Below are 21,317 nucleotides of genomic sequence, written 5' to 3' on the forward strand. Positions count from 1 at the left end.
TAGAGCCTAATAAAAACTGCAAAAAAGAAGATGGCACAAAAGCCATCTCCCTTAACTTAATCATCATTCTTCTTTTTCTTTTTGTCTTTCTTCTTTCCATTGTTCCCTTTTCCGCGGCTTTCTTTTTTATCATCGTCATCATCACCAAAGCCTGGGAAGAATGAGATTGAAACTGTGTTGGAAGGGTGTCCGTCTTCTTTAGTAAGAGGATTAGAGGGAACGACATAAAAGTCAGGCAGTGTGAACAAATGCTTGCCTGAAGCAACATACTCTCCCTTTCCTTTTACCGTATCCAATTTCGTTGTTTCCCCATCATTTATAGCATAGATTTTATATTGGAGACGCTTGTCCTTAGATGGCGTCCAGCTTAACTTGACAGATGGTATGCCATAGTCACCCATACCAAATTCAGCAGAAAGATCACCGACCTCGATCATTTCGATCGGAGGTTCTAAATCCTTTACTCCATCAGGTTTCTTAAAGGCTAATCCTTGTTGTGAAGGCATCCCGTTAATCACTTGTTTAAATAGAAGAGTAGGCTGTGCACTTCCGCTATTTAAATAGGATTCTTTTGTCGTTTTATCATAACCTACCCAAACAGCTCCGACCACTTGAGGGGTATACCCAACAAACCACGTATCTTTATTTCCTTTATCCACATTCGGATAATTAGTCGTTCCTGTTTTTCCGGCAATCTCCATATTTTCCGGACCATCTGAACCTGTTCCGTTCTCCACAACCTGCTGCAGCATGCGTGTCATGTTCCATGCATTCTGCTTCGTCCATACTTTCTTTTCTTCACGCTTAGCCTTGCCGATCAGCTCGCCTTCATGATTGTAAATTTTGCTTATAACAAAAGGTTCGACGGTCTTCCCTTCATGAAGGAAACTTCTGTAGCCCTTAACCATCTGCAAAGGACTTACCCCATGATCGATTCCGCCAAGCGCGATGCCGAGTCCTTTATCTTCAATCGGCATACCGAGGTCTTCCAAATACTTTTTGGAGTAAGAAATACCAATCTCGTTTAAAAGCCATACAGCTGATGAGTTAACAGAGTGTGTGACAGCATCTACCATCGATACTTTCCCTTCGTATCTGCCGTTATAGTTTTTCGGCTCGTATCCGTTATAGCTCATTTCCTCATCCAGCAGCATGGAATACGGCTTATATTTTTTCGATTCCAAAGCAGGACCATAAACGGATAATGGTTTAAAGGTTGATCCCGGCTGCCGGTTTACTTCAACGCGGTTAAGCCCTTCTGTCACATAGTTCCGACCGCCCTGAACAGCGAGCAGTCCCCCTGTCTGGCTGTCCATGAGAACCATGGCTCCTTCAGGTTTTTCCTTTCCGGTCCCGATAAAATACTTTCCTTCTTGAAAGCTTTTATAAACAGAATTTTGTGCAGCAGGATCCATTGGCACGACTATCTTATACCCGCCCTGCCTCAACTCTTCTCTCGAGATATGATACTTCTCTCTCGCTTCTTTAATAACCATGTCAATATAAGTAGAATAAGCCGGATTTCGTTCTTCCTGAGTAAAGTTTACGGCGATCGTTTGCCCTTGTGCTCTTACTGTTTCATTCGGAGATAAATAGTTTTGTTTCTCCATAAGGGTCAGCACTAGATCTCGGCGTTCCTTTGCAGCAACCGGATGTTTAATAGGCGAGTAATGACCTGGAGCTTTCGGAAGTCCGGCTAGCATTGCACCCTCTGCAACAGTTAGTTCACTTACATCTTTATTAAAATACGTTTTGGCAGCAAGCTGAATGCCATATGCCCCGTGTCCAAAATAAATTTGGTTCAGGTACATCTCCAAAATCTTGTTTTTTGAATATCTTCGTTCAAGATTAATGGCGATAACCGCTTCTTTTGTTTTGCGTAGCCAGGATTTTTCATGTGATAGAAAAACATTTTTAGCCAGCTGCTGCGTGATCGTACTTCCGCCTTCAACCTTGCTTCCAGCTAAAATATCTTTATAAATGGCACGTGAAATCGCTTTTGCATCAATTCCGTTATGTTTATAAAAACGTGAGTCCTCTACTGCTACAAAAGCTTCCTGAACATGAACAGGAATATCATTTATATCAACGATTTCCCTGTTTTCATCATATATTTTTGTGATTCTTTCACCTTTTTCGTTCACCAAAAACGTCGCCGAATCCATTACAAGGTCTTTTTCATCAATCACATAGTCTCCCGCCATAATGATAAAAAGATAGGCAAAAAATCCGATGATCAATGAACCAACTAAAATACCAAGTGCGACAAGACTTTTCTTCACCATAATTAAACCTCATTTCCTTCTAGGTCGAAAAGTACATTTTATATAATTTTCCCTCAGATGGAAAGTATATTACAAGCAGTAAGATTCTTACACTGTTTAACCCGCATGTTGGTTGGGTAAAACAAAGATAAATCGATTAAAAGGCAGGGATTAGCAAATGAAGACATATATCACGTACGGAACAACCGACTATCTATCCAGCTATCAAGAAAAATACAACCAGGCGCTCCTGCTAGAAGGTGATTCAAACTCCGCACTCGTTTATGAAACAGATGGAGAGAATCCTTTTACTGAAAAACATGAATATGAAGTGATCAACCAGAGAGGATCCTTATCAGGCGCAGGCTTTGTCGTTATGAATCACGTTCCTGTAACAGAGGATGGCCGCAGTCTTTTTGAAGAGCGTTTTCAGAATCGTGCAGGGCTTGTTGAGAATGAACCTGGATTCATTGGAATTCGTGTACTCCGCCCGCTTCACCAAGACCCGTATATTATAATGACTCTCTGGAACTCCCATGCTGATTTCATTAATTGGCAGCAATCAAAAGCATATGAAGAAGCTCATAAGGACAGAGGCACTTCTAAAGGACTTCCTGAAACTCTTTTCTCTGGCAAGTCATTTGTCAAAGAATACATGGTCGTTCAATGAGTATGAATGCATCAGAACTAAAACGTGTTTCTGTTATCTTAAATCCTAAAGCGGGACAGGGACGTCTTCTCAACAATTGGAACGAAGTCATTACAGAATTGAAAAATGGTTTTCATGACGTACAAGTATACGAAACATCAGCCCCTGGTGAAAGTGCATCTTTTGTAGAGCAGCTTCATGCAGATACAGATGTGATCCTTGCAGCTGGCGGGGACGGTACCGTACATGAAATTGCAGAGGCATTATTATCATTAGAAGAAAGAAAACCCGCATTCGGAATTTTACCTGGAGGAACCTGCAATGATTTTTCACGGGCTCTCGGCATGAACCAAAATCCTGTAAAAGCCGCCGAACAGCTGAGTCAGAAAAATATCAGGCATATTGATATAGGAGAATTCGACGGACATTTCTTTACGAACTTTTGGGGAGTCGGATTAATTACACATGTATCAGAATCTATAGACCCGGATACAAAAGAAAAATTCGGGAGACTGTCTTATTATTTATCTGCAGCAAAATCAATGCAAACGTGGGAACCTTTTGAGATCTCGGTTCAATCTGATGAGTTTCAGTTCGAAGGGAAAGCAGCCATGTTTTTAGCCGTAAACGGACCTTTTACAGGCGGGATCAGACCTTTCTTTCCAGACACTGATATTCAAGATGGCAAACTGGATTGTTTGCTAATCGAAGAACCTTCTATTTCGTTTATTTGGGATGTTCTGCAAAATCGGCTTACCGACACATCCTATGAGGGACAGGGCTATCACTATTTTCAAAGCTCAGAAATTCAAATAAAAACCGCTCCCCAGCAGTTAATTGACTGTGATGGAGAACGGGAACATAAAACACCTTCTGTCGTTAAATGCCTTAAACAGCATATATCAGCACTTACTGGGGATGTTTCCTTTTAAAAAAAGGAAGCGTCCTTTTTTTGTATGCCCGAATAGACTCACGGCCGCCGATACATAAAAGCAGCCAGACAGTACCTGCAGAAAAGCCTGCCAGCACATCAGATGGATAGTGGACTCCTAAGTAGATCCGGCTGAATCCGATCAGCAAGATCAAAGTGATAAAACCTATCCCCAACAATAGTTTGAGTGATCTTCCCCTCTGGCTTCTTATTACTAAATAGCCTAAGAATCCATAATAAATTAAACTTCCCATTGAATGACCGCTAGGGTAGCTGAATCCTTGTTCAATGATAAGGCTGTTTTCCGGCCGAACTCTTCCAAACCAGTGCTTAAGACCAAGATTTAAGAGACCTCCGCCTGCTACAGCAATTATATAAAATATTGCTCCCCAATAATTTTTCCGTCTCACGATCAGCCAAACCAGACTTCCTATCAAAAGGAGGGTAAGTATTGTTTTACCACCTAAAAAGGTTATAAATTTCATAATTTCCGTTAACGTCTCGGTTCGAATATTCGATACATATTGGATGATAACTTGGTCAAACGTAAATCGTTCCTGTTCCATCAAATCCTCAGACAGTTCAAAGAATACATTTAAGGAATAAAAAGAAAGAAAGAGACCGGCTAAAATATAGATAACGGGGAGTATCGGAAAAGGTAACTTGTTTGCTAAGTCTCGTAACATAAGATCTCCTCTTTTATAAATTATATATACCTCAAGTTTTCACCGTTTCAATGAGTATTAAACTTTTTTCTCAGCTGGGCTGTACATTGAGGGCATGCCTCCTTTTTTATATTTGATACAATTTAGATAATGTCTTAGATTAAGTTATTAAAAAACCTATATTAGATAGCTAAATTTGGACGATATTATTTATTTTTTATTTTGTTAAAAATAAAAAATTAGGGGCTGCCAAAAGCAAGTTTACCTTGTTTTTGGGACAGCCCCTTGGTCATACATTCTATTTAACAAGTTTCACTAGCATATGAGCCAGCTTATGGCGCTCTTCTTGTTCTCCGACTTTCCATAATTCTTTTAAGAGGTTTTCTTCAGAGTTGCGAGGCTCCTCATGTGCAGCGAGATAATCAGCAACTTTTTCTGCCGTTTTTGCAAGTGTTTCCTCGCTCATACCCATCTTCTCGCCGACTTCAACTTTGCTGTGAAGATAGCTTTTGAATTCTTCAAAATTAGACAAGATTTCGTCTTTTTTGCTTTCACTCATACGGCTTGCTGTGTCCTCAACCTTGCTCATGTCAACATCACGTTCTTTGTCCACCATGTGTTTGCTTTCCATTTTTTTACCTCCTTAAAAGTGTGTGTGTATGACCTTTGTTTAACTATTGTGTTAGGTCTGTTATCCATTTACCTTTTTTTCACACAACTTAAACTTATTTATACAGTTTGATTTATTTCAGTTTTTTCTATTCATACTTTCGGTTTACTATGATTAGAAAAAGGGAAGGATACTTTTGTAGAACAAGATTCAGGAGGTTATACAAATGGAAAAAGACTTACAAGCACTAATTGATGGACTAAACGAGGATCTTGCAAACGAGTACTCAGCGATCATTATGTACAACCATAATGCAGCAACAGTATCTGGATTGTACCGTCAGATCTTAAAACCTTTCTTCCAAAGTGAAATTACGGATGAGCAGGGACATGCTCTTTATTTAGCAGAAAAGATCAAAACGTTAGGCGGAACACCCACTACTCAGCCGAAGCCAGTTAAACAAGTAGAAAGCGTGCGCGAAATGCTTGAAGAAGCACGCAATGCTGAAGAAGACACAATCAGACGTTATGAAGAGCGTAAAGAGCAAGCATCTAACCTAAAGCTGACTGAGTTAGTTGTTCAGCTGGAAGATATGATCGCTGATGAAACAAAGCATAAGGAAGAAATGGATCGCTTACTAAGCGATAGCCGCTTCTAAATAAATATATGATTAAAAAGCCAGCTAACATTTTAGCTGGCTTTTTCGTTTGTTGGTGTCTGAGGCTTTTACGGTACGTGCTCTTAAAATTTATTACACGTTCGCCCATTGAAAGGCTCGTTTCACCCCAAATACAAATGTTCCACCCCAATACTGCCGAGTTTCACCCCGTGAATTACTGCTTTCACCCGATGATACTTAAGTTTCACCCCAACTATCTATTACGGAGGAATTTTGAATTTTGAATATCAAAATCTTCATTATTTCTTCCGTTTCCAGCCTATTCAAACAGAAATAAAAAAAGCTGCTTAGAAAAGCAACCTTTTTCTTATAAATCTCTATTCTGTTCCATTAAAACACGCCATCTGAAACAGTTTTGAGCCACTTCCCCTAGATCCTCCAAAAAATGATAATTTGCATATGCTCCCACAATCGCTCCAAGACCTGGCACCATCTGAAGCATCTTGATCAAATCGATATGATCGCGATAATCCTGCTGCAGTTCTTGCCAATTGATATTCTCAAGCGCTCCTGGATGTTCAGGAAATTCATGAATCGTTTCTTTCCAAAAGACTACTTTTTCAAACGCTTCTTTCCTTTTATGAGGATCGGAAAAAGCAAGACGGAACACATGAAGTATGAAAATCCGTTCTCTGTAGTCTTTTACATCCAATCCATATATGCTTGCGGCTTCAAAAAGGAACTTCATTTTTATCCCCATCAGTAAAGGAAAATCAGCAAGACCGAGCAATATACCTCCAGCCCCTGTACCAGCGCCTTCTACAGCCGCTGTTTTTTTATAAAAAGCGAGGCGCTCCTTCAGTTTTTCGTCTCTTTCACGAAGCTCTGCTTCGAGCTGAGTCGTCCGCTTCGTCGTATATTCCGAGCCTACTAATGTTGCTTTTATCATATGTTTCATACTAGTTGTAATCACGTCATGCACTTTTTGAGGTATTTTCTCATTAATTTTTGTCTGAATCGATTTTGTTGCTTTGTTCCAAAGCGAGGGCCGCTTCGTCATTTCAACTTCCCAGCTTTTCAGTTCTTCAAAAACCTTTTGTTCATAAGTGTTCATCTTTCTCCTCCTCTCCTAGACATACGGATTAACGATCTTATTAGTTTCAAGTAAACACTTATAATTCCCTTTTCGTTGGAATGCCTAATGGAAAATTAAATAGATTTTCTGGATCATATTTTGTTTTCACTTTAATCAACCGGGGCAGATTTTCAAAATAGCATTGTTCAAGCCAATCCTTAATGAAATTACAATAAACAAAAAAACTTCCTAACCTCTAAGGCTAGGAAGATAGTGTTATATGTTTCTTTGTCATGGATGGCAGGCGTAACAGACTGTACACGAATGCTGAAACAGGCATCAATAGTGCAATCAGCCAATCACCTGTGAGGATTCCGTAAAACACTCCATACAAGATTCCCTGCATCAGCAAAAGACCTCGCAGCCACTTAATAAATGCCGCAATTTTTAATTTATTCTCGATTGGATATATGTTAAAAATCACATTCCATTTATATTGCGTGTAGAGTGTAAACAATTGCAGCGCAAGCATTTGAAAAAACAATATAACTACAGCCAGCTGCCACCATCCGGGTGGAATCAGATATAAAAAGATAAAACCGATTAAAACCAGCCTTATGTACAAACCTAAGTAATCACCTGATCGCGTAAATGTTTTCATAAAAAGTGCCGGCATCATATTCTTTTTCTTAAAAGAGAACGTACCAAGCATGTTCAGCAAAGGTCTTTTATGAACGGTTTGTTTCAGTGCAGGAACATCTGTAAAGTAATTTACTAAACGGTATCCCTTCATCTTTAGCGTCTGTTCTTCAGCTAAAAGCATTTCCCATTGGTAACCGTGAATCTTCTTAAAAACACCGAACACAAAGTTCTTTAAAACATACATAATAGCAAACATGGCAATCAAGAAGACAAAAGCTTCGTTAAACAGAAGATATACATAAACAAAATTCACGATAAATCTCATGATCTTATAGTTTAATTGGTGGCTTTTATACGGCAACCTTCTTTCTTCCCACGAAACATATAAATTAAATACTTTCGCAGCGATTAAAAAGAAAGCAAAAGTGACATACATTTTCCATCCATCTGTAATGAATACCTGGACAATCGGCCACGTCAGTGTAAATACAAAAAGAGTTAAAAACGAACCGCTTGCGATCGCAGAAAATAAGCTCTGTGAAAAATAATGCTTCATCCCAGATTCTACAGGCAGTAAAAAAACAAGGTCTCCCTCTTTTAATAAAGTTCTTATTGCACTTTTCGTCAGCAAGAACGAAAACAGCACCGTCAGAATAAGCACTGCAGGGAAATCCTGAGGTAGTGCTTTAAGAAGCTTTGCATAATAAATACTGCCCACAATGATGAGTAAAATTAATGAAACAATGAGTCCGCTGTTTGCCATTAAACTAAAATATTTTAACGTTTGAGTTAAATGTGCGTTGCGGCGTTTGCGCCATAATTTTTTAACATCGATCATGTTACTTTACCTCGAGCTACATAAAGGTAGATCTCATCAAGGGTAGCATCGGTCAGCCCGCTTCTTTCCCTCAATTCCTCCAAAGTTCCGCTTAACACTAATCTGCCTTCATGCATGATCAAGAAACGGTCACAGTACCTCTCAGCAGTAGAAAGGATATGAGTGGACATTAGAACTCCTGCACCGCTATTTTTAAACGCAACCATATATTCAAGGAAAGATTGAATACCTAGAGGATCCAGACCTACGAATGGCTCGTCTACAATATAAAGCTTTGGCTCCACTAATAGGGCGCAAAGGATCATTACCTTTTGTTTCATCCCTTTAGAGAATTGGTTTGGAAACCATTTAATCTTATTATCCATACGAAATTCTTCAAGCAAAGGCCGTACCCTCGCTAAAAAAGTTTGTTCTTCAAGACCATAAGCCATAGCCGTTAACTCAAGGTGCTCCCATAATGTAAGCTCTTCATAAAGAATGGGGATCTCAGGGATATAAGTAAACTGGCTGCGGTAAATTTCCGGTTCATCCCGGAAGGTTTGCCCTAAAATCTTCGAGCTGCCAGACATAGGTTCCATCAGTCCGAGAACATGTTTAATCGTCGTACTTTTTCCAGCTCCGTTTAATCCGATCAGCCCGACAATTTCACTTTCTTTCACAGAAAAATTCAGGTTATGGATGACAGGCTGATTCGGCATATAACCGCCTGTTAAGTCACTGACTTCTAGGATAGGTTTCATTTTTTACCCTCCCTTTTCTTTGGTTTATCTTTACACACCTATTATTTACCATATTTTTTGTTTTACCCTTTAAGAAGCAGGCATTGGAGTTGGTGTAGGCTCCGCATAACCTTCTTTATATTTCTCATCAATCATTTTCCGGATTTCAAGTGTGCTTTTGCCTTCTGCAGACTCACTCATACTGATTGCTGCAATTTCAAGACAAGTGCCGCATTTTGTTCCATGATCATCCCATACGATTTTTCCGTCTTCTTTATTATCAGCTACAAAGCAATCATAATTGTTTTTATGCCCTGCAGAATCACCGCAGCCGCAATAACAAGGCATTGATTCCAGCACTTCTTTAAACTTTGGTGCAGCGGCATAAATCGCTGAAATTTCTTTAGGCTGTTTATCTAAAAATGCAGGCATAATGTCAACGGAAGCTGTTAATTGTTGAATATCACCATTAGCAAGATGCTTTTCATGTCCACTTTTTTCATGTTTTTGCTGTGATTGTCCTTGATGGTTCTTATGCTCTTCTTCTTTCTCATTCCCGCATCCTGAAATGAGAACACCAGCAGCAAGAGTCATCGTCATTACTAGTTGTCTTCTTTTCACAGAGGACCCTCCTCTTGTTCATTCTTATCTAATAATAGCTCAATTCAAGCCCTTTTTTCCAATTTTATATGTATAACAAGTAAGACTGTATGGACAAGATATAAGGGAAGAAGGTATCCCCCCTTCTTCAGGGAGAAAGATACAACGGTTCAGATTTTTTTTAAAATGCTTTTCATTTAAGGAGATGGTTCTCTTGGACTATTCAGTGCTTGAGCAATTGCAGATTCTTAAACTAGAGGTGCATGGCTAAAAAATCTTATTGCTTTGTTTTCATGTTCTCCTTTCTTCTCTAACCTCTATAAGAAGGAGAGTTCTATTTTCTAATAGGACTCTTCTTCTTTATTTTTGGCTGTTAGTAGTGGTTGATTTCCGCTCCAGGATGCTCGCTTTCCGCGGGGCGTGCGGTGAGCCTCCCTATCGCTTCGCGCTGGCGGGGTCTCACCTGTCCCACTGATCCCGCTGGAGTCTCGCACCTTGCGCTCCAATCAACTTGTCAATGAAGTGTCTACAATAAAAATAATCCAAAAACACAAATCATTTAGAAAACAGTCTTATTTTTCTCGTCGTTAATGTGTGTTATGATAAGTAAAAAAAATGAGGTGAGCCGCTTGTCCCACGATTCAAACTGCATTTTTTGTAAAATTGTTTCAGGTGAAATTCCGTCCTACAAAGTGTATGAAGATGAAAATGTTCTTGCCTTTTTAGACATCAGCCAGGTTACAAAAGGACATACGCTGATCATTCCAAAGGAACATTCAAAAGATGTTTTTGAGCTGTCTGAAGAAACAGCAGCCAAGCTTTTTTCTGCTGTGCCAAAAATCGCTTCAAGCATTAAACAAACGTTTAACCCAATTGGATTGAATCTTTTAAATAACAACGGCGAAGCTGCCGGCCAGTCTGTCTTCCACTACCACATGCATTTTATTCCGCGATATGGTTCTGGTGATGGTTTTGGTGCAGTCTGGAAAACGCAGGAGCTCCCTGCCAATGAAATGGCTGAGATCGCTCAAAACATTAAAGAAAACGTCTAGAACTAACACTACATAGTAAAACTGCCTATCTTACCAAGGCAGTTTTTTCATATTCAAGAGCATCACATCATCAGAGGAGGAGAAGAAATGGAACGCATTTATTTTCAAGCAGGACCGACTACTCTGCCTAAAGAGGTTTTGAAACGTGCTAAGTCAGAGTGGGATGACTTTAAGGAAACAGGGTTAAATATTATGGAACACAGCCACAGAGGGGAAACATATGAAGAAATTCATGAACAGGCTAAGACCCTTATGCGGAATTTATTAGATATCCCTGAAACACATGATGTTTTATTTTTGCAAGGCGGAGCAAGTCTCCAGTTTGCCATGCTCCCTATGAATTTACTCAGTTCTGGCAAAACCGCTAAATACGTATTAACTGGATCATGGTCAGAAAAAGCATTTAAAGAAGCATCAAAAATCGGTTCAACTGAAGCTGTCGTCTCAGGGAAAGACACCAAATACCGGACGCTTCCAGAAATGAATTATAAACCAAGCGATCAAGACGCTTACCTGCACATCACCTCTAATAACACAATCTATGGAACTCAATGGCCAGACTTGGATGCATTTTCTCATCCTGCTCTCGTTGCAGACATGTCGAGTGACATAATGAGCAAGCCTTTTAATGTTTCTAACTATGCTCTGATATATGCAGGCGCCCAAAAAAACCTTGGCCCAGCTGGAGTTACAGCTGTTATTATCCGAAAAGACCTATTAAAAGAAAACGAATCGCTCCCTTCTATCCTGTCGTATCAGGTACATGCAAAGAACAGATCTCTTTATAACACACCGCCAGTATACTCAATTTACCTGCTTAATCTTGTTTTGCAATGGATCGAAGAACAAGGCGGTGTAAAAGAATTAGAAGTTAAAAATAAAAAGAAAGCAGAGATAATCTATAACGCGATTGACAGCAGCGATGGTTTTTATAATGGTTATGCGACGCCAGAGTCACGCTCACATATGAATATCACCTTCACATTAAGTGATCCCGAATTAGAAAAACGTTTTATAAAAGAAAGTGAAGAAAACGGTATTTTTGGATTGAAGGGGCATCGTTCTGTCGGTGGTTTCAGAGCTTCGATCTATAACGCTGTACCAGAAAAATCATGCGAAAAACTTGCCGATTTCATGCTTCACTTTCAGGGAAAATACGGTAAATAAGTATATAGCCTTTAAATTTTTCAATATCTTTGATACAGTAGAGTTACTTTCGCAATAGGCCACGAGGGCACTATTGGAAAGAAATTTAGGCTAAAAGAAATAGCTGAGGAGAGATGAGAAATGAAAACAAAATCATTAGCGTTAACATCAGTACTTATTGCATTAGGGTATGTTTTTCACACGGTTGTGCCGCCATTATTCTTCGGGATGAAGCCTGACTTGCTTCTGGTAATGATGTTCTTAGCCATCATGCTTGCACCAACGAAACAGAATGTTTTGATCGCAAGTATGGCAGCAGGTGTCATTTCAGCACTGACAACCGGAATGGCTGGAGGACAAATTGCAAACATTGTGGAAAAACCAATTACAGCATTTATATTTTTAGGAATGTTCTTATTAGCACGTAAAGTAAAAGTAAATACTTACAGTGCTGTTCTATTAACCGTTATCGGAACAATTGTCAGCGGAACATTATTCTTGCTCGTAGCCATGATGGTCGCTGGTCTGCCAGGATCATTGTTCAGCTTTATTGGAATGATCGTACTTCCTACTAGCATAATTAGCGGACTAATCATGTTCTTTATTTATCCGGTGGCAAACCGCTTCTCAAAACGATCAAATTTAACTGCATAAAATAAAATTTAAAAAGCCAGTTCCTTTAAGGAGCTGGCTTTATGTATGTGTCTTCTTCTGTCTCTTCCCAAGATTGAAACGCTGAAATTTCACTCGATAATGTTTTAAACAAAAACGCCAAAACTGTAGCATCATCCAATAAACCTGCCCCAATCAAGAAATCAGGAACCGCATCAATCGGACTCACAAAATAGAGAAGACCAGCAACGATAAGAACCATTGATTTTTTAGAGACGTCTCGGTAATCACCTTTTTTATAGGATCTTACTAAGCGGACAAGTGCTTTCACCTGTGCTCCTAGATCTCTCAAACCTTGCTTATCTGATTGAGAAGTTTTGTCTTCGGCTTTTGTAACAAGCTCACCTGTTTGTGTCGAACTTTCTAAAACAGCATTCGCCTTTTCTTTCATCTTATTAAAATAATTGCCGATTGTATTTTGCTTCAAACCCATTCCCCTCCTGGTCTTTTTTTATATGTATACCCTCTTTTTATATTCTTCGTCAAATATTATCACGATTTCCCTTTTTTAATTTTTGCTTTTCTAATCGTCAAAGTATGCCAGCAATCTACTAAATCAGACATACAGCGAGTTATTAAGCACGTCCAATGAAAAACAATGAAAGCAGCTATAGACATCGTCATTCCAAGGGTTGAAATCATATTCATAAGCATATATCCCACAACGTGTATCTTGTCCAAACATGACGAAATCTATCGGGAAATATTTTTATATTCGTCATTATTTTTCATAGGATTATAAGAGAAATTCACGAATTTATTAGATAATAAAAGAATGAGGAGGAATTTTAAGATGTCTAAATCAAAATCCATGGTAGTAGGTTTCGCATTAGGAACGGTTGTAACAGCAGCAGCTACTTTACTTTCAACACCTAAGGCAGGCAAAGAGGTAAGAAAAGATCTGAAAGAAAATATGGATAAAATGAAATCTACATTCTCCAGCATTAAGCGCGACGGGATTCAGCTTAGAGCAAAGATCAAATTTGCTAATAAAGAAAAAGAGGAAGCGATGCAAGAAACAGCTGCTTCTACTATTGAAAACATGGAAGAAGAAATCGAGCAGGATACGAAATAAATAACAAAAAAATTCTCCAGCAGTGGGGAATTTTTTTCTTTATGTACAAACATATAGATTCTCTGACTTTATCACTATATCTGCTAAAAGTTATAATTCTAATTTACTAAAAAATAAGCAGAAATTGAAAAATTTTACTTTCTTATTATAGGAAATACTGGCATAATGAGGAATAGGATGTGTTTTATAAGATGGAGGGGCATTTTAAAAATGAACAAAGATCAATTATATAGTTTTCAAGAAGCCATGATCTATAGTCACAAACTTTCACAAATTAGTAAAGCTTTATGGAAAAGTGTAGAAAAAGACTGGCAAAATTGGATTAAAGATTATGGATTAAACATTAACGAACACCATATCCTTTGGATTGCTCATCATCTAGAAGGCGCTTCAATTTCGGATATCGCGAAATTCGGTGTTATGCACGTATCAACAGCCTTTAACTTTTCAAAGAAACTTGAAGAACAAGGCTACCTTACATTTTCTAAAAAAGAAGACGACAAACGAAATACATACATCTGTTTAACAGATAAAGGTGAAGAACTTCTATTACAAACATTAAACACATATGATCCAGCCAAATTCGGTGTATTCAGCGCATCTATGCCAATTAAAGAACTCTTTGGAAGATTTCCTGAGTTCCCTGAGCTGATGTCAATTATCCGCAATTTATATGGTGAAGATTTCATGTCTATCTTCAACAAACTGGAAGAAAAAATCGAAGCAACAATCGAAGAACAAGCAGCTTCACCTGTTATCGCAGCTGAAGAAATTGCTTCTTCTCATTCATAACGAACAGAAAGTTCATATAGCTTTTCCATCAATGAAGTATATTTTTCCTGATGAAGTAATGCCAGGATTGTTTCTCTAGGATTAAGCTTTGGTGTCAGCATACCTGCAAAGTGAATTAACAGCGGTGTGTAATGAACAAAACCTGCTTCTTTTTGCATAAAAAATATTTTTTCAAGCTCATCGCAAAGCTGAATGATATCATTCACTTCTGTTTCGGTGAGCTTTTTTTCCATGACTAGCCTGAAGAATGGATACGAAGTAAGATCGACACTTTCAATCGTCAGCTGATTATAAAATTCCAGTCTTTCTAACCTCTCTTCAACCGTCTCCATACATACCCTGCTTTCTAGTCATACTATGTCTATATTATAATCCAACTTTCCCCATTTGGATATGGTTTTAATTTTCTAAAAGCATGATGTTTTTGTGAAAGACAACCACACGCACCCCGTGGAAATTCAGCACCATGGAACGGAGATTAAACAAAAACAAGAATGTTAACGTAAGATTTTTTACTGATAGAGTGTTGCTAAAAGTCCTTTGCTATATTCTTCATCGACTAGTTGATAGGAGTGTAAGGTGCGTGCCTACCACCTGAGAAGCTTCTCGTAGGGCATGCGACGAGGAAGCTCACATCGTTAGCATATACTTGTAGACGCAGGAGCAAGGATACTTTTTTGGAGCGGGACAGGTGACGCAAAGCGCAGAGGAGGCTCACCGCACGCCCCCCGGAAAGCGAGCACCTGGAACGGAGATCAACTACTTTCAAGTTCAATAATGCTCTACAAAAACAGCCCTTTTAAAAAAACACCCTAGCCCGCAAAAATCTGCGAACCAGAGTGTTTCTCGTTATTCTTTCGTATAAACGCCAAACTTAATGGAATTCTTCTTTAAATCAAATTCTTCTGTTTTTACAGCATATCCTGGTTTTGTTGGCATTTCTGTTACCCTCATCAAAATGCTTTCATCTGAAGGATAAACATCTACCCATTCTGGAAACTTAACCGTATTCTTCAGCAGTTTAAATACCTCGTCCCCTGGCAAAGGAAAACGTCCAACATGGATATCCTTCTCTTTTAATAACAGATCACCATTGTCCATAACTTCCGGCTCAAAGGTAATCTGATAAGGAAGTTCCTGGTTAAAAGCCACAAATGAACCGTTCAGTACAGCTTCATCCCGTAAATTAACGTATACATTTACATTTGGAGCTTTTTTCTTCAGCTCTTTGTTCAGCAAGTCTTCCACCTGTTCCTTCTCGGTATGTATGCTTAACAATTTTTGATTATCGCGAATATCTGAATCTAGTGCACTTCTATCCAAATGCCCGCCTTTCGGATCTGTAAAAAGTAAAATGATGACTGTTGCTGGAATTGCTACTGTTATAAGTAATAATATAAAGAATGCTGCTTTCCATTTATTTCGCATCTTCTCTCCCCTTGTTTGAAAAGTATTTTTTCTATTCATATTCCACATATTTTGGTAAAGTTAAACAAGTAGTTCATGTTGGAGGTTTTTAAATGGCTGGCTATTTATTCGTTTTTTTAGCACCTGTATTTTTATTTGTATTCAATTCACTCACATACAAGCTCTGTGATAAAAAAAACTTGTCCCCAAAACAGGAAGATTCAGTTTACCGAACCATAAATGTTTCTATTACCATTCTTCTCATTTCTTCTTATATTTCAAACGTCTTTTAGAGAAAACTTTGCTGGCTGCACGATTTAAGTCAATCCTTTAATGCAAATAGTAAAAGGGGGAACCAGACTGCATTCCCCCTTGTGTAACTTTAACATACATATGCGCTGCACCTATTGATCAAGAGTAGTAAAAACAACAATAACGAATCTGCTTAAATAGTTCAAGCCATACAGTCCATTTCAAAAGAAAAGGCTGCAAGACTAGCGTTTATATTAGCAGAAACAAGCAGCACCTACAATTATCAATAAGATAAACAACACTACAATCAACGCAAAGCCTCTTCCATGTCCGTGTCCTGAGCCCATGTTGCCACCTCCTTCATCAATCAGTACACTATCCTATGCATCATGAGTAAGATACGCATAGGCATCTGCCCTCATATCGCTGAATTTTCATACTTTCATTATTTACAGTGAGATGCTCCAATAATGATGAGAAGGATAAAAAGAACAAGAATTAATGCGAATCCTCCCCCACACCCGTAACCATAACCGTAACTCATCATCATACCTCCCTTTTCTTTCTCCATATCATATAGTGATGTGCCCTGTTTTGATTAGACGAATGTCCCGGGTTTTAAAAATTTTTTTATGAAATTTGATTACTATACGCTAAAACACGCAAAATATAATGTGTAAATTTTCTCATATTTCGTTTATTGAATAGGAATACTCACAACGTTTATGCTATAGTTAGAGATGTTAAATTATTACTTCACAGTAGGAGTGTTTGAAAATGAAAAAATGGATGTTATCTTTAGGGCTAACAGCGGGACTAATTTCTCTATCCGCTTGTAATAACGCTGGTGCTGACTCAGAAGCAATTGTTGAATCTAAAGCTGGAGATATTACAAAAGAACAGTTTTACAATAAAATGAAAGAACAATATGGTGATCAAGTACTTAACCAAATGATCGATGAAATGGTACTTGAAGATAAATACAAAGTAACAGACAAAGAAATTGATAAAGAAATCGACAAGATCAAGGAAGAGCTTGGCGGAGAAGATGCTTTCAAACAAGCACTTGAGCAAAATGGCTTATCTGATGAGAAACAGCTAAAAGAACGCGTAAAGTCTATGCTTTTAAATGAAAAAGCTGCAACTGAAGGTGTTAAGATTTCTGAAGATGAAATGAAGAAAGTATTTGAAGAAAAATACAAAACAGAAGTAAAAGCTAGCCACATCTTAGTTGATGATGAAAAAACAGCTAAAGAAGTTCAAAAGAAACTTAATGAGGGCGGAGACTTTGCTAAACTAGCAGAAGAATACTCTAAAGACCCTGGTTCTAAATCAAAAGGCGGAGACCTTGGCTTCTTCGGTAAAGGTGCTATGGTTCCTGAATTTGAAAAAGTAGCGTTCACTCTTGATAAAGGTGAAACGAGTGACCTTGTTAAGTCTGATTATGGTGTCCACATCATCAAAGTAACGGACAAGCGTGAAAACAAGTTCGAAGACAAGAAAGAACAAGTTGAACAAGAATTAAAACAGCAAAAAGCTAAACCAATCACTGAAATTCTAGAAAATCTTCGCAAAAAAGCGGACGTTAAGATCAAAGACAAAGAACTAAAAGAAAAGATCGAAAAGAAAGCTGAACAGCCGCAGCAACCAGCAATGCCACAACCGCAACAATAATCAATTAATATGAAACCAGGCCTTTATGAAGGGCCTGGTTTCTATTTTTCTAGCGTCATTTTCCTGAAAAAAAACATGAACGAACAAAAATGAAATTGAACCGAACAAAAAATTGGGGCAACCGTACAAAAAATCGATCTCACTGAACAAAAATGCTTTTCATACAAAATTTGTTCGTACCAGGAAGACACACTCATATAAATAACATACGCTCTTTTCTAAAAGATTATTGCAACTGAGAGATTCTTGTCAAATTCTTCAATGAATAGTTAATTGGAGCGAAAGGACGAGACTCCTCGAAAATGAAAATCGCATTTTCTTCGTGCGATGTAACGCTGTCGCAGCCTTCCTTGTCCTGCAGGATCAGTGGGACAGGTGAGACCACTCAATGTCGCGAGGCGACGAGGGCTCACCGCACACCCTACGGAAAGCGAGTTCTGTAGCGGAAATTAACCTCTTACAAAAGCAACAAAGTTTACGAATCAGCCATAACAAAAGACCTGCTGAACTCAGCAGGTCTTCCTTTTTATTCTCCAGAAGCTTTCTGTTCTGGCTCTAATTCCTCTTCAGCAGCCATTTCGAAGTGCTCATTCATTTCCTTGGCTTCTTCATGTGCTCTCGCCAATTCCAGGCGTTTCATGTACACCTTTCCTTCTTCTTCTATCACCTTTTGCTCAATAGCACGGTCTTCCTGGAAAAGTGTTGTTGCCCTGTATCCGCTATAAATAATGCCGGAAAGTACAAAATACATCCACCATGGAGTCATTACAAAGAACTCACTTACTCCTGCCGAATATTCTTTCAGCACAAATGCAGCAATAAGTATCGCACCAAAAAATAAAGCAGCGTATCCTTTCATCGATAAACTCCCCCTTTTGTTAGACAAGCTTTTAATCAAGTCTATGAGGGAGCTGCAAAAGATATGTCACGAAAGTGCAGGTTTTGCTTTCGTTTCAACCGTTGAATTTGTTTTCACTTTCTTATCAAATGCACGGAACATAACGTAGTAAATTCCCGCACTTATTACAGCTAGAATGAAGAGCAGATAAAACGTATTATCGAAGCCAATCCACATCGTTAATGGAATAGAAATCGGAGCAATCGTGCGGCCGATTGAAAAACGAAGACCTGCTGCCGCGAAGTATTGACCTCTCATGTTCTCTGGTGCCAGTTTAGAAATAAAACTTTCCTGAATCCCTACCACCATCAGTTCGGCAGTCGTAAAGATGACCATCGCTCCAAACAGAACCCACATCATCGTCGTGCCGCCGAAAACAAGCATAGATACACCGTATAGAAGAGCAGAAAAAATAAATACTCTTCCTTCATTAAATCGGTTCATCCATTTAGCCATCCAAACTGTACAAAGTGCAACCATCAATCCGTTTAAGGAAATTAAATATCCGAAAACTTTTTCACCCGTTAATTTAAGATCCCAATTTCCGAGTGCAATCAGCGTTTGTTCCGGTACCTTTTCTGTCAGATAGACAGCTAATAATAAATCCATCTGCATGAATGTTTGAGCTACGAGAATTCCTGCTAGGATAAACAGCAAAAATAACTTATCACTAGCAATAACCCTATAGTCCTTCAATTGTTCCCAAACGGCTTCATGCCATTTTTTATCGGGACCTACTTGTTCAAGAATTTCTTTTTTAACCGGAACCGTTTCTTTAATGTATTTAGCAAGAACAAATGCCAGGATAATACTCCCTATTAAACATGCAAGAAGTAATTCGAAACGATGAGAGAAAAAGAATATACTTCCTAAAACGGGTCCAAATACCACAGAAATGTTGATGGATGTGTAGAACACAGCAAAAACTTCTGTACGATGCTTTTCTTCAACTACATCAGCAATCATGGCATGACTCGCCGGCCAATATAGAGATCCAAACAATCCTAATGCTGAAAAAGCGATAAACGTTAAAATAGGTGAATCCATCCAAGGAGAGTTTGCCAGAACGAAGAATACGAACGAAGCAGCCTGCCCCCTTGCAGAAATAACCATCATCTTTTTGCGTCCATACCTGTCGGCACAATATCCACCGACCAAGTTTGTGATAACACCCACTACTTGTGAGAGTACAAGCAAAATACCAGCTGTTTGTTTTCCCAGCTCATCTGAAAAATAGATAGCCATAAACGGGAAGAACATCCAGAATAATAGATTTACAAAAAACTCTCCGATTAAACGAACTTTAATATTTGTATCCCAGTCTTTCCATTTCATGTTGCACACTCTTTTCTTGTAATTTAAATTCCGATATTTTCATCACTTATACCTGTCTTTTGAGCGCTATATGGAGTAAACAACGGGATTTCTAATAAAACAGAAAAAGCCCATGGATAAGCACCCTTGCATGTGCATACCACAGACTTTTCATAAAAAGGCTGAAGATGACACAAGAAAGATCGCTCAAAAGAAGGTGATCGCATAGCAAAATAAGCCTTTCCTAGAAGGATTGGACGTTATTTAGCTTGCTTTCCTGCCTTAATTTGAACAATGCTTTTCATGAGTCATTGCCTCCTGAATGTTTTCTTATATTTCCAATTCCAAATTTAACATAATTTCAAATAATTCACAATCGTTTTCTTCCAAATTAATTTTTGGCAAATTCCGCTTGGAACTGAGGCTTATACAAGGAACGGTTCTCTAAAGCGAACTGCTTCTCAGTAAACTCTCCTGGCTGTACTTTTTCCAGCGCACGGTCCATCATATTCATTCGTGCATCAAAATTATCAATCATATGAAGAATCTCTGCTTCTCTGATCAATGGCTGTTTCGGGCTTCCCCATTCTGGCTTGCTATGATGGCTAAGCACAAGATGCTGAAGGACAGTTACTTCTTCTCCTTCAATCTCCAACTCTTTTGCTGCCATCCCGATCTCATTTACCATGATCGAAATATGCCCCAGCAATTTACCTTCTAATGTGTATGTCGCTGCGACTGGCCCTGAAAGTTCAATCACTTTTCCAAGGTCGTGCAGAACAATCCCGGAATAAAGAAGATCTGTGTCCAAGGAAGGATATAGTTTGCTGAATGCCTTGGCCATATTGAGCATGGATACAACATGGTAAGCAAGGCCTGAAACGAATTCATGATGATTCTTCACAGCAGCTGGGTATTCCAGAAAATCTGTTTGATATTTTTTAAGCAGGTGCCTCGTGATTCGCTGTATATTCGGATTTTTCATCTCAAATATGTATTGTGTGATCGTCTCCACCATAGCCTCTTGTGTGAGTGGAGCTGTTTCAAGAAAATCGCTTATTTTTACGCCGTCAAGTTCCGTTGCAGGGCGGATCGCTTTAAGCTTAAGCTGCATTTTTCCTCTGTAATTGCCCATTTCACCAGCAAGCTTCACAATTGCTTGTGCCGCATAAAGCTCCTCGTCTTCAGGAGAGCTATCCCATAATTTCGCTTCTACATCACCCGTTTGATCTTGGAGGATCAGCGTCAAAAACGGCTTTCCGTTGCTGGCAGTTCCTTTTACAGACGATTTGACGAGAAAAAACCCGTCCACCATTTCTCCTACCTTATAAAAAGCAAGTCCTTTTTTCATATTCCACCCCGCCTTTCTTTGTTTTAAGTATAGCATATCAGTTTATTTAACTACTTTTGTAAACTCTAAAAA

General features: G+C 38.7%; 26 protein-coding genes. 9 read left to right on the plus strand and 17 right to left on the minus strand.

Annotation, left to right across the window (positions count from 1 at the left end):
* Positions 1 to 56: 56 nt before the first annotated feature.
* Entirely contained in the window at positions 57 to 2,285 is a 2,229-nt protein-coding gene (locus tag ACFW35_RS16080) for a transglycosylase domain-containing protein (RefSeq protein ID WP_379847168.1), read from the minus strand.
* A gap of 157 nt (positions 2,286 to 2,442) precedes the next feature.
* Between ACFW35_RS16080 and ACFW35_RS16085 the strand changes: the two genes are divergently transcribed.
* Together ACFW35_RS16085 and ACFW35_RS16090 are read left to right on the plus strand one after the other, a co-directional pair.
* The gene (locus tag ACFW35_RS16085) at positions 2,443 to 2,934 is read left to right on the plus strand and encodes an antibiotic biosynthesis monooxygenase family protein (protein WP_379847170.1); all 492 of its coding nucleotides are present in this window, start codon (positions 2,443 to 2,445) and stop codon (positions 2,932 to 2,934) included.
* A complete protein-coding gene (locus tag ACFW35_RS16090; RefSeq protein WP_379847171.1) occupies positions 2,931 to 3,845 on the plus strand; it encodes a diacylglycerol/lipid kinase family protein in 915 nt (304 codons plus the stop codon). Before ACFW35_RS16085 ends, ACFW35_RS16090 begins: the two co-directional genes overlap by 4 nt.
* On the opposite strand, the gene ACFW35_RS16095 is transcribed toward ACFW35_RS16090, so the two are convergent.
* Together ACFW35_RS16095 and ACFW35_RS16100 are read right to left on the minus strand one after the other, a co-directional pair.
* Entirely contained in the window at positions 3,823 to 4,530 is a 708-nt protein-coding gene (locus tag ACFW35_RS16095) for a phosphatase PAP2 family protein (protein WP_379847173.1), read from the minus strand. The genes ACFW35_RS16090 and ACFW35_RS16095 overlap by 23 nt on opposite strands.
* Positions 4,531 to 4,807: 277 nt before the next feature.
* Entirely contained in the window at positions 4,808 to 5,125 is a 318-nt protein-coding gene (locus ACFW35_RS16100) for a DUF3243 domain-containing protein (RefSeq protein WP_379847538.1), read from the minus strand.
* A gap of 220 nt (positions 5,126 to 5,345) precedes the next feature.
* Between ACFW35_RS16100 and ACFW35_RS16105 the strand changes: the two genes are divergently transcribed.
* Complete coding sequence (locus ACFW35_RS16105) at positions 5,346 to 5,777, plus strand: ferritin-like domain-containing protein (protein ID WP_191754781.1); 432 nt, start codon at positions 5,346 to 5,348, stop codon at positions 5,775 to 5,777.
* Positions 5,778 to 6,105: 328 nt separating this feature from the next.
* Here ACFW35_RS16105 and ACFW35_RS16110 read toward each other — a convergent pair whose 3' ends face one another.
* From ACFW35_RS16110 to ACFW35_RS16130, 5 genes are all read right to left on the minus strand, one after another.
* Positions 6,106 to 6,852, minus strand: coding sequence for an EcsC family protein (locus ACFW35_RS16110; protein ID WP_379847174.1), 747 nt, complete (start codon positions 6,850 to 6,852; stop codon positions 6,106 to 6,108).
* Between the two features lie 58 nt (positions 6,853 to 6,910).
* Entirely contained in the window at positions 6,911 to 7,036 is a 126-nt protein-coding gene (locus ACFW35_RS16115; protein ID WP_379836980.1) for a BBE domain-containing protein, read from the minus strand.
* Positions 7,037 to 7,075: 39 nt separating this feature from the next.
* Positions 7,076 to 8,293, minus strand: a complete 1,218-nt coding sequence (locus ACFW35_RS16120) for an ABC transporter permease (protein WP_379847176.1) — start codon at positions 8,291 to 8,293, stop codon at positions 7,076 to 7,078.
* The gene (locus tag ACFW35_RS16125; protein ID WP_379832666.1) at positions 8,290 to 9,033 is read right to left on the minus strand and encodes an ABC transporter ATP-binding protein; all 744 of its coding nucleotides are present in this window, start codon (positions 9,031 to 9,033) and stop codon (positions 8,290 to 8,292) included. Before ACFW35_RS16125 ends, ACFW35_RS16120 begins: the two co-directional genes overlap by 4 nt.
* Positions 9,034 to 9,102: 69 nt before the next feature.
* The gene (locus ACFW35_RS16130) at positions 9,103 to 9,633 is read right to left on the minus strand and encodes a PCYCGC motif-containing (lipo)protein (protein ID WP_379847177.1); all 531 of its coding nucleotides are present in this window, start codon (positions 9,631 to 9,633) and stop codon (positions 9,103 to 9,105) included.
* A 578-nt stretch (positions 9,634 to 10,211) separates the two neighbouring features.
* Here ACFW35_RS16130 and ACFW35_RS16135 point away from each other — a divergent pair.
* The 3 genes from ACFW35_RS16135 to ACFW35_RS16145 all read left to right on the plus strand — a co-directional run bounded on the left by ACFW35_RS16135 (position 10,212) and on the right by ACFW35_RS16145 (position 12,464).
* Complete coding sequence (locus tag ACFW35_RS16135; RefSeq protein ID WP_379847179.1) at positions 10,212 to 10,664, plus strand: HIT family protein; 453 nt, start codon at positions 10,212 to 10,214, stop codon at positions 10,662 to 10,664.
* A gap of 87 nt (positions 10,665 to 10,751) precedes the next feature.
* Complete coding sequence (serC, locus tag ACFW35_RS16140) at positions 10,752 to 11,831, plus strand: phosphoserine transaminase (RefSeq protein WP_379847180.1); 1,080 nt, start codon at positions 10,752 to 10,754, stop codon at positions 11,829 to 11,831.
* Between the two features lie 120 nt (positions 11,832 to 11,951).
* Positions 11,952 to 12,464, plus strand: coding sequence for a tryptophan transporter (locus ACFW35_RS16145; protein WP_379847182.1), 513 nt, complete (start codon positions 11,952 to 11,954; stop codon positions 12,462 to 12,464).
* A 25-nt stretch (positions 12,465 to 12,489) separates the two neighbouring features.
* Here the strand turns inward: ACFW35_RS16145 and ACFW35_RS16150 are convergent, their stop codons facing one another.
* Together ACFW35_RS16150 and ACFW35_RS16155 are read right to left on the minus strand one after the other, a co-directional pair.
* Entirely contained in the window at positions 12,490 to 12,909 is a 420-nt protein-coding gene (locus tag ACFW35_RS16150; protein ID WP_379847183.1) for a YkvA family protein, read from the minus strand.
* Between the two features lie 65 nt (positions 12,910 to 12,974).
* Entirely contained in the window at positions 12,975 to 13,130 is a 156-nt protein-coding gene (locus ACFW35_RS16155; RefSeq protein WP_379847185.1) for a hypothetical protein, read from the minus strand.
* Positions 13,131 to 13,275: 145 nt separating this feature from the next.
* Here ACFW35_RS16155 and ACFW35_RS16160 point away from each other — a divergent pair, with 145 nt between their 5' ends.
* Both ACFW35_RS16160 and ACFW35_RS16165 read left to right on the plus strand, forming a co-directional pair.
* Positions 13,276 to 13,557 (plus strand): YtxH domain-containing protein, encoded by a 282-nt coding sequence (locus ACFW35_RS16160; protein WP_379847186.1) that lies wholly within the window; start codon positions 13,276 to 13,278, stop codon positions 13,555 to 13,557.
* Between the two features lie 210 nt (positions 13,558 to 13,767).
* Positions 13,768 to 14,349: an HTH-type transcriptional regulator Hpr gene (locus ACFW35_RS16165; protein ID WP_379832660.1), complete on the plus strand. Its 582-nt coding sequence runs from the start codon at positions 13,768 to 13,770 to the stop codon at positions 14,347 to 14,349.
* On the opposite strand, the gene ACFW35_RS16170 is transcribed toward ACFW35_RS16165, so the two are convergent.
* From ACFW35_RS16170 to ACFW35_RS16185, 4 genes are all read right to left on the minus strand, one after another.
* Positions 14,340 to 14,681 carry a DUF1878 family protein gene (locus ACFW35_RS16170; protein WP_077363450.1) on the minus strand — a complete coding sequence of 114 codons (342 nt, stop codon included), beginning with the start codon at positions 14,679 to 14,681 and terminating at the stop codon, positions 14,340 to 14,342. The genes ACFW35_RS16165 and ACFW35_RS16170 overlap by 10 nt on opposite strands.
* Positions 14,682 to 15,198: 517 nt before the next feature.
* Positions 15,199 to 15,777 carry a YpmS family protein gene (locus ACFW35_RS16175; RefSeq protein WP_379847187.1) on the minus strand — a complete coding sequence of 193 codons (579 nt, stop codon included), beginning with the start codon at positions 15,775 to 15,777 and terminating at the stop codon, positions 15,199 to 15,201.
* 485 nt (positions 15,778 to 16,262) lie between these two features.
* Positions 16,263 to 16,355, minus strand: a complete 93-nt coding sequence (locus tag ACFW35_RS16180) for a YjcZ family sporulation protein (RefSeq protein WP_077363456.1) — start codon at positions 16,353 to 16,355, stop codon at positions 16,263 to 16,265.
* Positions 16,356 to 16,453: 98 nt separating this feature from the next.
* On the minus strand, positions 16,454 to 16,579 hold the full coding sequence (locus tag ACFW35_RS16185) for a YjcZ family sporulation protein (RefSeq protein ID WP_083207638.1): 126 nt from the start codon (positions 16,577 to 16,579) through the stop codon (positions 16,454 to 16,456).
* 206 nt (positions 16,580 to 16,785) lie between these two features.
* Between ACFW35_RS16185 and ACFW35_RS16190 the strand changes: the two genes are divergently transcribed.
* Positions 16,786 to 17,682 carry a peptidylprolyl isomerase gene (locus ACFW35_RS16190; protein WP_379832657.1) on the plus strand — a complete coding sequence of 299 codons (897 nt, stop codon included), beginning with the start codon at positions 16,786 to 16,788 and terminating at the stop codon, positions 17,680 to 17,682.
* Between the two features lie 526 nt (positions 17,683 to 18,208).
* Here ACFW35_RS16190 and ACFW35_RS16195 read toward each other — a convergent pair.
* The 3 genes from ACFW35_RS16195 to yhaM all read right to left on the minus strand — a co-directional run bounded on the left by ACFW35_RS16195 (position 18,209) and on the right by yhaM (position 21,245).
* On the minus strand, positions 18,209 to 18,541 hold the full coding sequence (locus ACFW35_RS16195) for a sporulation YhaL family protein (RefSeq protein WP_379847189.1): 333 nt from the start codon (positions 18,539 to 18,541) through the stop codon (positions 18,209 to 18,211).
* Between the two features lie 66 nt (positions 18,542 to 18,607).
* Positions 18,608 to 19,915: an MDR family MFS transporter gene (locus ACFW35_RS16200; RefSeq protein ID WP_379847191.1), complete on the minus strand. Its 1,308-nt coding sequence runs from the start codon at positions 19,913 to 19,915 to the stop codon at positions 18,608 to 18,610.
* 370 nt (positions 19,916 to 20,285) lie between these two features.
* Entirely contained in the window at positions 20,286 to 21,245 is a 960-nt protein-coding gene (gene yhaM / locus ACFW35_RS16205) for a 3'-5' exoribonuclease YhaM (protein ID WP_379847192.1), read from the minus strand.
* Positions 21,246 to 21,317: the final 72 nt, after the last annotated feature.

It is taken from the genome of Fictibacillus sp. NPDC058756 (assembly GCF_042746035.1).
In the GTDB taxonomy this organism is placed as follows: domain Bacteria; phylum Bacillota; class Bacilli; order Bacillales; family Fictibacillaceae; genus Fictibacillus.